A 14,486-nucleotide genomic window follows, 5' to 3' on the forward strand; every position below is an offset into this window, starting at 1 on the left:
AATTGGGTGATGCCGATGTTTGTACACGGAGATGTACCTGAGATTTCCATTATCATTTGCACCTATAACCGGTCAGCTCTGCTGGTTAAGACTCTTCACTCGCTGCTGCCGCTGGAGAATTTGCACCAGGCCGAAATCATCGTGGTGGATAATCAGTCTACGGATGATACGGCGGCCGCTATCAAGGGGTTCATCGGGACCTATGGTAATGATATGGATATCCGTTATCTGCTGGAGCCGGTTCAAGGGCTGTCAGCAGCCCGCAATACGGGCATTCTGGCTTCCAAATCGCAGCTCATTGCTTTTCTGGATGATGATGCGATTCCTTGCCGGACCTGGATTTCGACCATTGTCAGCACATTTGCGGCTAAGCCGGAAGTGATGGCTATGGGCGGCAAAATCGCTCCGATCTTCGAGAGCAAACGCCCGGATTGGCTGATTAAGCCGTTCGAGCTTCCTTACACGATTGTTGATCTGGGCAACCGGATCAGAGAATATCCGAAGCGGCTTCATCCCTGCGGCGCCAATATGGCGATGCGCAAGCCGGTGTTCGATATCAGCCTGTTCCCGCTGGAGCTGGGCCGCAAAGGCGACTCGCTGCTCTCGGGTGAGGAGACCTGGCTGTTCAGCCAGCTGCAGCAGGAGGGACATTCTATCCTCTACCATCCTGAGATGGAGGTCGATCATTTCGTTCCGGCGAACCGTCTGACGGAGGACTGGATCATGAAGCGGTACTACAGCCAAGGCATATCGAACGCCATGAAAAGCGAAGGGATGAAGGATCACCTGCTGCTGCTGGGAAAAACAGGAGCCAAAGTCATCTACATCCTGGCAGACTCCGTTCTCTCCCGCAGTAAGGGAAGAAAGCTGCTCAATAAGTGCCGGCTGGAGAGTATTCGCGGAACTCTCCATATGATCTGGAACCGGAAGAGGGAATCCGCAGCGGGGTGAGGGGAGGGCGAGAGATGACTAACTTTGAGTGGGGCTCCAAAATAAATATATTGCCATACGGAATGCTCTATCTCGTATCTGCACTGTTCCTGGGAACAGCCGTCATCTTCCAGCCGGTAATCGCGGTAGCTGCCGTACTTCTCATTCTGTTGCTGGTAGCGTCTCTGTCACGCCCCGAACTGATCAGCTATTTCGTTCTGCTGACTACGGCGGTATCCATTAACTTTTTGTTCAGCGGCAGTATGTTCGGTATCGAAATCTTGTCGCTCTACAAGCTGGTTATTCTGATGCTGCTCGTGCCGTGTATCCTGGTCAATGGTCTGAAGTTCCGTCTCAGTCCTCCCTTATGGGCTATGCTGGCCCTGATTCTCCTCACCTTCAGCTTCTCGATCTGGCTGCCGGAGATGAGCGCGTCGATTGCGGTCAAAGCCTTCATCGGATTGTCCCTGCCCTTCGTCCTGTTGCTGATCAACTGGAAGAAGGAAGTAGCCGAGAAGCAGATCCGGATCATTACCCTGCTGCCTCTGGTCAGCATGTTACTGGGAGTGGTTCTGCAGGCTGCGAACTTGCATTCACTTGTAGCTGTTGAGTTCACAGGCGCGGTGCGGGTGCAGGGGGCGAACATTCCGCCCCACCTGGCTATGCTGGCCTTCATGGGAGTAGCGATCGCATTCATTGAGATCAAACGCAGCCCGCAGTACATCCGGTTCAATTACATCATGCTGGGTCTGAATTTCTTCATTCTGGTGATCACGGGGACACGGGGGCCGATTCTGGCTCTGGTGCTGATGGTACTCTATTATTTCTACGATATCTCCCGCGCCTTCCTGAAGGGCAAGAAGAAATTTCTGATCCCGCTGCTGTGTTCGCTGCTGGTCATTACCTCGGCCGTATACATGCAGCTGGACAACATCAAGAAGCGCTCCTTTGAACGGACGACCGAGACCGGGATAGACCTGTCGGGACGGGCGGAGGCCTGGGAGTACTTTTTGAACAAAGCCGCGGATTCACCTTATGCCGGGCGGGGGCTTGGAGCGGTAACGGTGGCGAATGACGGAACGCTGTACGGCGGGTTTGTCGTTCCTCACAATGAGTATATCCGCTTCTACTACGACGGAGGATACATCGGTGCCATTCTGCTGCTGCTGTCTTTACTCGCTGTGTTTATTCTGGTGTACAGGGTACTTTTACCAGCGGTGAAACCTTACTATCTGCTCTTTATTGCAGCTTTTCTGATCTACTCTTTCACGGATAACACGCTGTCGACGGTCCAATTCATCATTCCGTTCTGTTGGTACCTGAACTGCCTGTATCGATCTTCACAGCTGGCCGATTCCCCACAAAAAGAAGTGATACGATGAACCAAGTGAATATGTTCGATGTCAATTTCGATAACTATGATTTCATGGACCTGCTTGATTACATAGACAGAACCATTCAGGAAAGGAGCCAATCCTACATCCTGACCTGCAATGTCGATCATGTGATCAAGCTCCGCAAGGACAAAGAGTTTCGGGAGGTCTATTCCGAAGCAGGGGCTGTTGTAGCCGACGGAATGCCGCTGATCTGGGCGTCCAAGATGCTCGGTAAGCCGCTGAAGCAAAAGGTATCTGGGGCTGACCTGTTCAGCCAGCTGGGTAACGCATTTGAACAAAGACAGTACCGGTTGTTCTTCCTGGGGGCCGCCGAAGGCGTCGCAGAGCAGGCAACGAAGAATCTGAAGGCAGCCTTCCCGGGCATCAATGTTGTCGGCTGTTATTCTCCTTCCTACGGCTTTGAGCACAACGAAGAAGAGAACCAGCGGATTATCCAGATGCTGACCGAGAGCCAGCCGGATATTGTGTTCGTAGGCGTGGGAGCGCCGAAGCAGGAGAAATGGATCTATCGTCACTATACCTCCTATCAGGCGCCGATCTCGATCGGTGTGGGCGCAACCTTCGACTTCCTGTCAGGCTCGGTGAAACGGGCCCCGGATTTCATGCAGAGAACCGGAATGGAATGGCTCTGGCGGCTTAGCCAGGAGCCGGGCCGGCTCTGGAAGAGATACCTGGTCGACGATGCCCAGTTCCTGGTGCTGCTGCTCAAGGAGCTGCGCAAACGGGATAAAGTGAAGAACAGCAGTACAGATTGAAGCGAAAGCGGCGGAGACAGGAGGCAGGAATGAAGATGCTAAGCAGAGATGAGAATAGTCTGAGTCTTCCATCGGCAACAGCCGTGAAGTCGGCAGCCATGATGACCTTGATCTGCGGTGCAGCCGTAATTCTGCCGCTGCTGATCGGCTTCGCCAGTGCGAAGCTAAGCTCATCGAACAGTCTGCAGGGTGTCATTCTGGCAGGTATCCTCTTTCCGGCCTTTCTGCTGGCCCTGCTGAATACACGGATGCTCATCCCGTACACTTTGCTGATCTGGGCAGTGGCCCCGGAGCTGCGGCGGATCGCCGACTGGTATGAAGGCGTGTATCACTCCGTATCCCTGCTCAGTCTGGCACCGCTGCTGACCGGAGCTACCTTAGCCATTCCGGTACTGAAGGAGATTCACCGGATTCGCAAATCTTCCACCCGGATCATTCTGCTGTTCTCCATCGCACTGGCTTACGGCGCGATCATCGGCCTGGCGAAGAATGGGATCGGCTCGGTATACGATCTGGCGAATTACATCGTACCGCTGCTGCTGATTCCATTCTTCGCGGTAACGCCGTTCAAGCCGAAGGATATAGACCGGCTGCTGTATGCTTTTGCCAATATAGCCGTGCTGGTTGCGATCTACGGGATTGTGCAGTATCTGACCGTTCCGCCGTGGGATGCCTTCTGGATGCGCAATGCGGATATGATCTCGATCGGTACTCCGTATCCGCTGGAGATCCGGGTCTTCTCGACCTTGAACTCTCCGGGTCCGGCGGCAACCTTCCTGGTCTTTGCCCTGGTGCCGATGATTCTGGAGAAAAGATGGCAGGGCACGCTGCGCTGGATCGGGGTTCTGCTCGTAGTGGTCTGCCTGCTGACTACGCTGGTCCGCTCCGCTTGGCTGGTCCTGCTGGTGATGCTGCTGGTCTACATTGCTTCCTCTCCCTCCAAGGGCAAATGGAAGTCTCTGCTTCAGCTGGTCTTCGTAGCCGCGGCGCTTTTCTGGATTGTTCCCAAGCTGCCTGGAGCAGAGGGTCTGGTGGCCCGGGTCGAGACGCTCACCTCGGTGCAGGAGGATCACTCCTATAATGAACGTCTCAGCCTCTGGACGAATATGCTCCCGATGGTGGCAGGCAATCCGGTGGGGCAGGGGATCGGCAGTGTCGGCCAGGGCACCAAGCTTGGCAACGGCGGAGAGCTTGGCGAATATGGCAACATGGATAACGGCTTCATCGCCCTGCTGCTTACCTTCGGAGTCCTCGGCGCCTTGTTCTTCTTCGGCGCGCTGGGCGCAGTCATCAAGGAGATAGGCGCCAGAGTTACACGTAAGAATGAGCTGCAGCCCTACGCCAGGCTGTCGCTGGCAGCATGGATGGGAGCTGTGGTAAGCCTGGTATCAGATAACGGTTTTCCCGGTCTTAAGGGATATCTGATCTGGATGCTGATCGGACTTGGACTCAGCGCCAAAGAGTTTACTCAGAGCAGAAAGAAGGGAACACCGCATGCAGCAGTCGAACGCCAAATCACTTCCCGCTAACAGAGTATGGTCCACCTTCCGGAGATTCACGAAGAGTAAGGACAATAGCTCGGCTGCTGTCAAAACAATGTTCGTCAGCGTGCTGATCCTGCTGGTCAATATGCTGACCGGTGTGCTGACCGCCCGTTATCTCGGTCCGGCCGGGCGGGGGGAACAGACCGCCATGGTGAACTGGTCGCAGTTCCTGGCATTCAGCATGAGCTTCGGCATTCCTTCGGCGCTGATCTACAACGCCAAGAAGAATCCGCAGGAAGCCGGGGTGCTGTACAGAATCGCCCTGCTGATCGGCCTTGTGTTCGGAACCCTTGCAATGACTGTAGGGATACTCGTGCTCCCTTATTGGCTGGGCTCCTTCAGCCATGAGGTGGTGGTCTTCGCCCAGTGGTCCATGATCCTCTGCCCGCTGATTGTAATCTCACAGATTAACAATGCGGCCTTCCAGTTCAGAGGGGATTACAAAACCTTCAACTGGATGCGGTACCTGGTGCCGCTGCTGACACTGGGAGCCATAGGCATTCTGATCCTGACCGGCTACATGAATCCTTATACGACCGCACTGGCCTATCTGGTCCCGTCAGTTCCGTTGTTCATTGGAATGACCATCCTGCTGCTGCGGACCTACAAGGTGAAGCTTCGGGATTCCTACCGCAATTTCAAAAGATTATTTACTTACGGCCTGGGCTCATACGGTAATGATCTGCTCGGCCAGTTCTCAGTGTACATAGACCAGATCATCATCGCCGGACTGCTTAGACCGGCGGATCTGGGGCTCTATGCGGTAGCGGTCAGCCTGTCGCGTATGGTTAACTTCTTCGCGAATTCCATAACGGTGGTGCTCTTCCCGAAAGCCTCCGAGATGGCGAAGGACGAAGCGGTTGCCCTTACCTTCAAGGCTTTCCGGATCAGTACTACCTGTACTTTGCTTGGTGCAGTATTCCTGATGGTGGTAGCGCCGTTTGTCATCCCGCTGCTCTACGGCAAGGATTTCAATACCGCGCTCACCGTGTTCCGCCTGCTGCTGCTGGAAGTTACCATCAGCGGCGGGACGCTGATTCTGGCTCAGGTGTTCATGGCGCTGGGCAAGCCGAAGTTCGTATCCATCCTTCAGGGAGTCGGCCTGATCCTCGTGATTCCGCTGCTGTTCCTGCTGGTGCCGAAGTTCGGATTGTTCGGAGCCGGAGTGGCTATGCTCTCATCGGCTGTGCTGCGGTTCCTGTTCATTATTCTTAATATCAGATACAACCTGAAGGTTAAGCTTCCGCGGCTGCTCATTAACGCCCAGGACCTTCAGTGGATGAAGACGACGATGAATTCGTATATTCGCAAGAAACCTATGGATGTGTAAGTGGAAAGTGAGCAGAGGCACGATGCGAACTGCCCTTCTGCTAAAAAACCATGGGACGGTGCTTGGAGGAGCGTAGAGAAAATTTGGAGCTGTAGGAGCGTCAGCGTCCGCCTAAAAGCTTTTCGTAGAAAAGCTCGCATCGAAAGCATAAGCTGTCTTCTGATTTCTACCGCAGCCGCGGTCCTAATCAGGAAATCAGAAGACAACAGCGGCCGGAAGCCCAAACTTTTCTCGCAGCGACGACACACACCGGACCATAAAAGGAGGAACCCTTCATGGATTCACTGACAAGCGTGCTCGGCGGCCGGGGCAGTTACCCGATCTCGGCAATCATCATCGCCCAGGACGACGAAGTTCGAATCACCAAAGCCATTCAGTCCTGCCGGTTGTTCGCCGACGAGGTGGTAGTTATCGACGGAGGAAGCAAAGACGGGACAGTCCAGCTGTCCGAGAGCCTGGGGTGCCGGGTGTATGTCAACCCATGGCCCGGATATGCGAAGCAAAGGGAATTCGGAGTGGAACGCGCCAGCCATGATTGGGTCTTCCTGATTGATACCGACGAAGTGGTCAGCGAAGAGCTGGCGCAGGATATCCTGGAGCGCAAACCGGGACTGACCGATGCTACCGTGGCGTTCTCATTGTACCGGATCGGTGATTTTCTCGGCAGATGGCTGGATAAGGGCGAATACCTGGTGCGGCTCTATAACCGCAAGGAATATGGAATCCGCAACAGTCTGGTGCATGAGATGCCGGAGGTGTCCGAGGAGCGGACTGTGAAGCTCAGCGGAATACTGTGGCATCAAGGCTTCCGCAGCATCAACGATCATGTCGCCCGGTTCAACAAATACACGGATCTGGAAGCGCAAAGCGCATTCGCCAGCGGCAAGCCGTTCAAGCTCAGTCATCTGCTGCTGCGGCCGCCGGCACGGTTCCTGCAGAAGTATTTCCTCCATGGCCTGTTCAAGAAAGGAATCTCGGGATTCGCGGTATCTGTATTCTGGGTGATGTATGAATTCATGGTCGGCTTCAAGCATTACGAATTGCACAGCTCCGGCAAGCTGGCCCGGCATAACGCAGAAGGCCAGGCGGAGAAGGAGAACAAGGGGGAGAGAAGCTATGTCGTACAATGACGGATTGAACATTATGACGACCGGCCTCAGCTGGCCCTCGTTACAGCCCGGAGGATTGAATACTTATTTCAAATCGGTATGTGAGCAGCTCTCCACACGGAATCAGGTGCATGCCCTGATCTGCAGCCAGGAGACGCCGGAGACTAACAAGGAACTGATCATCCATAATGCCGGCGACCCGAAGGAGACGATCTGGAAGCGCAAGGATGCTTTTCAGCGCAAGGCGGCGTCCCTGATGGGGGATGGGAGCGGGCGGATTGATATCCTCTATACCCACTTCGCGCCTTACGGCATCGGTCCGGCGATTGAAGCGAAGAAGCGGGGGATTCCGGTGGTCATGACCTTCCACGGACCCTGGAACGAAGAGATGAAGATCGAAGGTCAAGGCATCAAGCATAAGGTCAAAACAACGATTGCCAAATCGATAGAACATAAGGCTTACAAGCTGGCGGACAAATTCATCGTCCTCAGCGAATACTTCCGTAATATGCTGCACGAGCTGCACGGAGTGCCGCTGCACAAGATTACCGTCATTCCGGGAGCGGCCAATGTGGAGCGGTTCATGCCTGCCACGAACCGGCTGGCGATCCGCCGGACGCTGAATCTGCCGGAAGGCGCCACCACGGTCCTGACGGTCCGGCGGCTGATGAACCGGATGGGGCTGCTGCAATTGCTGGAAGCCTGGAAGCAGGTCGCCGAGCGGTTTCCGAACGCGATTCTGCTGATCGGAGGCAAAGGCCCGCTGCGGGGGGAGCTGGAAGAGAGAATAGCCGATTACGGGCTGGGCAACAAGGTCCGGCTGCTCGGCTACATTCCCGATCATGAGCTGGCCTCCTATTATCAGGCAGCGGATATGTTCGTCGTTCCTTCTCAGGCGCTGGAAGGCTTCGGCCTGATCACCGTTGAGGCCCTGGCCTCGGGGCTGCCGGTGATGGCGACTCCGGTCGGCGGCAACAAGGAGATTCTCCAGGGCTTCCGCCCGGAGCTGCTGTTCAAGAGTGCCGCCAGCGAAGATATGGCGGAAGGCATGATTCATATGCTGAGCAACCGCAAGCTGCTGCCCGGCCGGGATGAATGCCGGAATCATGTGCTGGAGAAGTACACCTGGCAGCATGTAGGCGATCAAGTGGAATCTGTGTTCCTCGAAACCTTGGGAAAGGGTGTGAGCGTAGGATGATCAAAGTCGCTTATATTGATCACACCGCCAAATGGAGCGGGGGAGAGGTCGCCTTGTTCAACATTCTCACCAATATCGGTGAGCAGATTGAACCGCTGGTTATCCTCGCAGAGGAAGGCGCGCTTGCTGAACGTCTGCGGGAGAAGGGCATAGACGTCCGTATCATCCCGCTGGACGAGAGCATCCGCAGCCGTGGGCGCAATGCCTTGAACCTCGGTGCCCCGGCGGCTGCGCTTAAGCTGCTCGCCTATGGCCGTAAGCTTGCCCCGCTGCTTAAGGAGGAGAAGGTGGATTGTGTGCATACCAATTCCCTGAAATCAGCCTTTTACGGAGCAGTAGCTGCCAAAAAAGCAGGAGTGCCGCTGATCTGGCACATCCGGGACCATATCGGTGCGCCTTACCTCAAGCCGGTTGTCGCCAAGGCGATCCGGCTGCTGTCGCGCCTGCTGCCGAACGGGGTGATTGCCAACTCCCATTCCACGCTGAATGCGCTGGAGCTGCCGCGCTCGAAGAAGACGCTGGTCGTCTACTCCGCTTTTGCCAAAGCCATCGGTGAAGGCATCGGCAAGCGGGACCAGAAGGACTTCAACGTCCTGCTGGTCGGCCGGCTCGCCCACTGGAAGGGCCAGCATATTGTGCTGGAAGCCGCCAAGGCCTTCAAGCACGACAGCCGCGTGAAGTTCTGGCTTGCCGGTGACGCGCTGTTCGGCGAAGAGGAATACAAACAGGGATTAATTCAGCAGATGCAGCAAGGGGACATCACCAATGTCAGCCTGCTGGGTCATGTGGATGATATACAAGGACTCATGAATAAAGCGGATTTACTGATTCATACGTCGATCACCCCTGAGCCGTTCGGCCAGGTTATCGTCGAAGGTATGGCGGCCGGACTGCCGGTGATCGCCTCCAATGAAGGCGGACCGGTGGAGATTGTGGTTCCTGGCGAAACAGGACTGCTGATCCAGCCTGGAGATGCTACTGTACTTGCAGATTCCATCACCTGGATGCTGAACCATCCCGAAGAGCGTAGACGCATGGCGGACAATGGAATGAGACGGGTGAAAGAGCATTTTGTAATCGAGAACACGGTCAAGGACATCGTCGCTTACTACAAAGGTCTGCTGGCTGTCACCTGATCCTCCCGCTCACGATAATGATTAAGGCTTGCATCACATCTGTTTCAGCCATGCGTTCACTGCTTGATGATGCTGCTCCAAAAAACTTTGAGGATGATTCACATGAAAATTGCGATAGCGCACGATTATTTAATCCAGATGGGCGGGGCGGAACGGGTGGTGGAGGTCTTTCATCACATGTATCCGGAAGCTCCGATCTTCACAACGGTTTTTAACGGAAGCCGCCTGACCGATAACCTCAAAGACGCGGATATCCGCGCCTCCTGGCTGCAGAACATTCCGGGAGTGAAGCGGAATTTCAAAGGGGTGCTGCCGCTCTACCCTATGGCTGTCCGCGATTTGGACTTCAGCGGGTATGATATCGTCCTTAGCTCCAGCAGTGCTTTTATGAAAAGCATCCAGGTGCCCGAGTCCACCTTCCATCTGTGCTACTGTCATACGCCGATGCGTTTCGCCTGGGATTATGACACGTATATGGAGCGGCAGTCGAATTCGGGATTGTTCAAAAGACTGCTGAAGGTGTATATGCAGCGGCTCAAGAGCTGGGACCAGCGCACCTCCAAAAATGTAAACCAGTTCGTAGCCAACTCTTCTGTCGTGAAAACGCGGATTCAAAATTATTACCACCGGGATTCCGATGTCATCTTCCCGCCGATCAATACAGCCCGTTTCAGCAGCTCCTCGAACATTGGCGATTATTATCTGATTGTCTCGCGGCTGGTTTCCTACAAACGGATTGATCTGGCGGTGGAGGCGTTCAACCGTAACGGTCTTAAGCTGTATATTGTCGGGGACGGACCGGACCGGAAGCGTCTGGAAGGCATGGCCAAAGGGAATGTATCTTTTCTGGGCCGGCTGGAGGATGAGGAAGTTACAGGGCTGATGTCACAGTGCCGGGCATTTGTTTTCCCTGGGGAAGAGGATTTCGGTATCACGCCGCTGGAGGCGAATGCCGCAGGAAGACCGGTTATCGCCTATCAGGCCGGAGGAGCGCTGGACACGATTATTCCTTACGTTAACGGCGTATTCTTCCAGCACCAGGAGGTTGATGATCTGCTCCGGGCCATTGATGAGGTGGAGTCCTATGCATGGGATATTGACCAGATTATGGGCCATGCACGCAAATTCGATGAGCAGGCGTTTATGGTTCAGTTCAAGCAGTATGTGGAACAGGCCTACGTCAATTTCCTAAAAGGAGGATGAAACTATGAAACTCGCAGTAATTGGTACCGGCTATGTAGGACTTGTATCAGGCGTCTGCTTCACCTTGAACGGGAATCATGTCATCTGTGTGGATAAGGATGAGGAGAAAATCAATAAGCTGAACCGGATGGAATCCCCCATCTATGAGCCGGGCATTGAGGCCTTGATCGAGATGAATCTGCGCGAGGGCCGCCTAAGCTTCTCGTCCGATCTTCAGGAGTCGGTCCGCCGCTCCGATATCGTTATTCTTGCAGTAGGTACTCCTTCACTTCCGGGCGGCGAAGCCGATCTGAGATACATCGAAGGGGCGGCAACCGAGATTGCCCACGCGATGGAGGGCTACAAGATCATCATGACCAAGTCGACGGTTCCCGTTGGCACCAATGAGCGGATCCGCAAGCTGATCGCCTCCCATACGAATCATCCCTTCGATATCGTCTCTGCCCCTGAATTCCTCCGTGAAGGCTCTGCAATCCGCGACACCCTTCATCCCGACCGGATCGTGATCGGACTGGATAATTCGGCGCTTGAGCCGACCATGCGCGAGCTTCATAAGGGATTCACGGACAACGTGTTCGTTACCGATATCCGCAGCGCAGAGATGATCAAATATGCGTCTAACGCTTTTCTGGCGACGAAGATATCGTTCATTAACGAAATTGCCAACATTTGCGAAAAGGTAGGAGCTGATGTAACCGAGGTGGCAGAGGGGATGGGCATGGACCGGAGAATCGGATCTACCTTCCTGCAGGCCGGAATCGGCTATGGAGGCTCCTGTTTCCCGAAGGATACCAATGCGCTGATCCAGATCGCCGGCAATGTGGATTATGAGTTCAAGCTGCTCAAATCGGTCGTCGAGGTGAACAAAGGCCAGCGGTTCATGATCATCTCCAAGCTGCATGAATCGCTGGGCAGCCTGCGCGGCGCCGTGATCGGTATCTGGGGGCTTGCGTTCAAGCCCAATACCGATGATGTCCGCGAGGCACCGGCCCGCGAGATCGTGGAGGCACTCGTCGCCGAGGGGGCTACCGTGAAGCTGTATGACCCCATTGCCGCCGACAACTTCCGTAAGGAATACGATCATCCGCATCTGCGCTGGTGCGGTCTGGCTGAAGAAGCCGCTGAAGGCAGCGACGCCGTCTGCCTCCTGACCGACTGGAACCAGTTCAAAGAGATCAACCTGCATCAACTGGCAAAGACCATGCGCCGTCAGGTGCTGATCGACGGCCGCAATATCTATACCAAAGACCAGATCGAAGGCACCGGCCTGGAGTATATCTCTGTGGGGCGCCCGCAGATGGGCGGCCTTAGCGGCTTCTCCCAGAGCGTGGCTGGCGCGGTTTAGAGCGGCGATCCACTTGATGCGTTACGCCGAAAGTGGGCTATTCATTGAATGGAAAGGGATAAATCCCATTGAATACGCCGAACGTGGGCTGTACGGTGGAATGAGAGGGATAAATCCCATTGAATACGCCGAAAGTGGGCTGCACGGTGAAATGAGAGGGAAAAATCCCTCTGAAAGCGCCGAAAGTCGGCTGAGTGGCGAAAGGAGAGGGAAAAGTCCCTCTGAAAGCGCCGAAAGTCGGCTGAGTGGTGGAATAAGGAGTAAAAGTGCACTTCATTTCCCCGGTTGCAGGCTAAAAGTGGGAATGAGGAGCAAAAGTGCACTTCATTCCCCCGGATGCAGGCCAAAAGTGGGAATAAGGAGCAAAAGTGCACTTCATTTCCCGGAATGCAGGCCAAAAGTGGAAATGAGGAGTAAAAGTGCACTTCATTTCCCCGGATGCAGGCCAAAGGTGGAAATGAGGAGCAAAAGTGCACCTGATTTCACCTTTGCCGTCGCTTAGGTTGGCGGCGCCCCCTTGGAACAAGAGGCACGCAACATATGCGTCTTTAAATCTTTCCGCACCGCGCAAGCACGGCCCGCGGCCACGGTTCAATTGCCGCAACAACAAGCGGCAATATCCGGATCTTTAGCCGGGAGCTTCGCCCAGAGGGCAGCGAGCGAAGTGGAGAATTCACTGCCTGCGCGAATAGCCAGCAGTTGAAATCTTTATAGGTTACCTGTTAAGGAATGGAGCGGAGAGGAATTTTGGAGCTGTAGGAGCGTTAGCGTCCGCCCTTGTCTCCGGATGTTATCTGCTGCAAGCAATATAATCAACAACATCTGGAGACAACAGCGGCCGTAAGCCCAAAATTCCTTGCAGCGACCCTCATAACAGGCGGGATTTTAACTCACAGCTCCGCAACAAGAAATACCCAATAACAATACGATATGGAGGGTTCACATATGAAACTGGTACTTCTATCAGGCGGTTCTGGTAAACGGCTCTGGCCGTTGTCCAATGATTCACGTTCGAAGCAATTTCTGAAGGTACTGGAAAGCCCGGCAGGTGAACCGGAATCCATGGTACAACGCGTATGGAGACAACTGCAGGAGACAGGAATGGCGGAGTCGTCTTACCTTGCGACCGGCCGCAGCCAGGTGGAGATGATTCAGAGCCAGCTCGGCAGCGAGGTGCCGATAATCGTAGAGCCGGAGCGGCGGGATACCTTCCCCGCTATTGCGCTGACGGCAGCCTACCTGTATTCCATTGCCGGAGTCTCCCCAAGCGAGACTGTAGCGATCCTGCCGGTGGACCCTTATGTGGAATCCTCCTTCTTCGAAACGGTATTACAGCTGGAGAACACCATGCTGGTGAGCGGAGCGAATCTGGCGCTGATGGGCGTAGTTCCAGAACATGCTTCGGAGAAATACGGCTATATCATTCCAACGAGCGCAGAGGCAGGGGCGAGCGGTTACCTGCAGGTGAGCCACTTCCAGGAGAAGCCGGACCGCAAGCAGGCCGAGGAGCTGATCAGCCGGAATGCCCTCTGGAACTGCGGGGTATTCGCTTTCCGTCTGGGCTACCTGCTCGATATCCTGCAGCGCAAAGGGCTGCCGCTGAATTACGAGGAGCTGCAGAAGCAGTATAAGCTGCTCTCCTCTATCAGCTTTGATTACGAAGTGGTGGAGAAAGAGGATAATATCGTGGTCCAGCCCTATGCCGGATTCTGGAAGGACCTGGGGACCTGGAACACCTTAACAGAGGAAATGACCAGCAACCATGTCGGCAAAGGGTTCGTGACCGCTGACTCCGAGGGCACCTGCCTCATTAACGAGCTGGATATTCCGATCACGGTGATCGGGGCGAAGGATCTGATTATTGCCGCCAGCCCGGACGGCATTCTGGTGACGCATAAGGCAGAGAGTCCGCGGATCAAGGAAGTGCTGAAGTCTTTTGAACAAAGACCGATGTACGAAGAGCGCCGCTGGGGCCACTACAAGGTGATTGATTATGTGAAATATGATGAAGGCAATGAGGTGCTGACCAAGCGGATCTTCATCAACGAGGGCAAAAACATCAGTTACCAGCTGCATCACAAGCGCTGTGAAATCTGGACTTTTGTCAGCGGGGAAGCAAGCATTGTGATTAACGAGAAGATGCACAACGTGAAGGCAGGAGATGTGGTAAGGATACCAGAAGGGACCAAGCACGCGATTCTGGCGCTTACAGATGTGGAATTTATTGAGGTGCAGACCGGCTCTGAGCTGGTAGAAGAGGATAACATTCGTATTACTCTGGACTGGGAGGATATAGATCTACATCAGTTCATTTCGTAGGTCCAACTTATCCATTTAACCAATTGTTACAATTTCAAATCAGGTACTGAGAACTATTTTTTGGATAAATTTCGCCAATACTATACATTAAATTTGCATACTGACGATACTTACGGTAAGAGGGATTGATCCTTCCAAAACGACAAAGGCAAACCTAATCGAAAGATAGGGACGCAAAGCTATAGGGCCTTCGCAAGAGTGGCAGCCTGGCTACCGAAAG

Annotated in this window: 11 protein-coding genes and 1 riboswitch; all 11 genes read left to right on the forward strand. The window is 54.4% G+C overall.

Annotation, left to right across the window (positions count from 1 at the left end):
- Positions 1–15 precede the first annotated feature (15 nt).
- The 11 genes from KDC22_RS04845 (at position 16) to KDC22_RS04895 (ending at position 14,266) form a co-directional block, all read left to right on the forward strand.
- Complete coding sequence (locus KDC22_RS04845; RefSeq protein ID WP_173136658.1) at positions 16–951, forward strand: glycosyltransferase; 936 nt, start codon at positions 16–18, stop codon at positions 949–951.
- 14 nt (positions 952–965) lie between these two features.
- Positions 966–2,312: an O-antigen ligase family protein gene (locus KDC22_RS04850; protein WP_173136656.1), complete on the forward strand. Its 1,347-nt coding sequence runs from the start codon at positions 966–968 to the stop codon at positions 2,310–2,312.
- Positions 2,309–3,082, forward strand: coding sequence for a WecB/TagA/CpsF family glycosyltransferase (locus tag KDC22_RS04855; protein WP_211722245.1), 774 nt, complete (start codon positions 2,309–2,311; stop codon positions 3,080–3,082). Before KDC22_RS04850 ends, KDC22_RS04855 begins: the two co-directional genes overlap by 4 nt.
- A gap of 98 nt (positions 3,083–3,180) precedes the next feature.
- A complete protein-coding gene (locus KDC22_RS04860; protein ID WP_173136903.1) occupies positions 3,181–4,611 on the forward strand; it encodes an O-antigen ligase family protein in 1,431 nt (476 codons plus the stop codon).
- On the forward strand, positions 4,577–5,956 hold the full coding sequence (locus KDC22_RS04865) for an oligosaccharide flippase family protein (protein ID WP_173136652.1): 1,380 nt from the start codon (positions 4,577–4,579) through the stop codon (positions 5,954–5,956). Before KDC22_RS04860 ends, KDC22_RS04865 begins: the two co-directional genes overlap by 35 nt.
- A gap of 275 nt (positions 5,957–6,231) precedes the next feature.
- On the forward strand, positions 6,232–7,086 hold the full coding sequence (locus KDC22_RS04870; RefSeq protein WP_173136650.1) for a glycosyltransferase family 2 protein: 855 nt from the start codon (positions 6,232–6,234) through the stop codon (positions 7,084–7,086).
- Positions 7,073–8,263 carry a glycosyltransferase family 4 protein gene (locus KDC22_RS04875; RefSeq protein ID WP_173136648.1) on the forward strand — a complete coding sequence of 397 codons (1,191 nt, stop codon included), beginning with the start codon at positions 7,073–7,075 and terminating at the stop codon, positions 8,261–8,263. Before KDC22_RS04870 ends, KDC22_RS04875 begins: the two co-directional genes overlap by 14 nt.
- Positions 8,260–9,399, forward strand: coding sequence for a glycosyltransferase family 4 protein (locus KDC22_RS04880; RefSeq protein WP_211722246.1), 1,140 nt, complete (start codon positions 8,260–8,262; stop codon positions 9,397–9,399). The genes KDC22_RS04875 and KDC22_RS04880 overlap by 4 nt, the downstream gene beginning before the upstream one ends.
- Positions 9,400–9,501: 102 nt before the next feature.
- A complete protein-coding gene (locus KDC22_RS04885; RefSeq protein ID WP_173136644.1) occupies positions 9,502–10,602 on the forward strand; it encodes a glycosyltransferase in 1,101 nt (366 codons plus the stop codon).
- Between the two features lie 4 nt (positions 10,603–10,606).
- Positions 10,607–11,947, forward strand: a complete 1,341-nt coding sequence (locus tag KDC22_RS04890) for a UDP-glucose dehydrogenase family protein (RefSeq protein ID WP_211722247.1) — start codon at positions 10,607–10,609, stop codon at positions 11,945–11,947.
- A 945-nt stretch (positions 11,948–12,892) separates the two neighbouring features.
- Complete coding sequence (locus tag KDC22_RS04895; protein ID WP_211722248.1) at positions 12,893–14,266, forward strand: sugar phosphate nucleotidyltransferase; 1,374 nt, start codon at positions 12,893–12,895, stop codon at positions 14,264–14,266.
- A gap of 137 nt (positions 14,267–14,403) precedes the next feature.
- A riboswitch (cyclic di-GMP riboswitch) is annotated at positions 14,404–14,484 on the forward strand.
- Positions 14,485–14,486 lie beyond the last annotated feature (2 nt).

Origin of the sequence: Paenibacillus tritici (assembly GCF_018207515.1) — a bacterium.
Lineage (GTDB): Bacteria > Bacillota > Bacilli > Paenibacillales > Paenibacillaceae > Paenibacillus_AQ > Paenibacillus_AQ tritici.

Coding starts and splice junctions, on each gene's coding strand:
- KDC22_RS04850 (WP_173136656.1), top strand. CDS start 966: ATGACTAACTTTGAGTGGGGCTCCAAAATAAATATATTGCCATACGGA.
- KDC22_RS04875 (WP_173136648.1), top strand. CDS start 7,073: ATGTCGTACAATGACGGATTGAACATTATGACGACCGGCCTCAGCTGG.
- KDC22_RS04885 (WP_173136644.1), top strand. CDS start 9,502: ATGAAAATTGCGATAGCGCACGATTATTTAATCCAGATGGGCGGGGCG.
- KDC22_RS04880 (WP_211722246.1), top strand. CDS start 8,260: ATGATCAAAGTCGCTTATATTGATCACACCGCCAAATGGAGCGGGGGA.
- KDC22_RS04845 (WP_173136658.1), top strand. CDS start 16: ATGTTTGTACACGGAGATGTACCTGAGATTTCCATTATCATTTGCACC.
- KDC22_RS04860 (WP_173136903.1), top strand. CDS start 3,181: ATGATGACCTTGATCTGCGGTGCAGCCGTAATTCTGCCGCTGCTGATC.
- KDC22_RS04855 (WP_211722245.1), top strand. CDS start 2,309: ATGAACCAAGTGAATATGTTCGATGTCAATTTCGATAACTATGATTTC.
- KDC22_RS04870 (WP_173136650.1), top strand. CDS start 6,232: ATGGATTCACTGACAAGCGTGCTCGGCGGCCGGGGCAGTTACCCGATC.
- KDC22_RS04890 (WP_211722247.1), top strand. CDS start 10,607: ATGAAACTCGCAGTAATTGGTACCGGCTATGTAGGACTTGTATCAGGC.
- KDC22_RS04895 (WP_211722248.1), top strand. CDS start 12,893: ATGAAACTGGTACTTCTATCAGGCGGTTCTGGTAAACGGCTCTGGCCG.
- KDC22_RS04865 (WP_173136652.1), top strand. CDS start 4,577: ATGCAGCAGTCGAACGCCAAATCACTTCCCGCTAACAGAGTATGGTCC.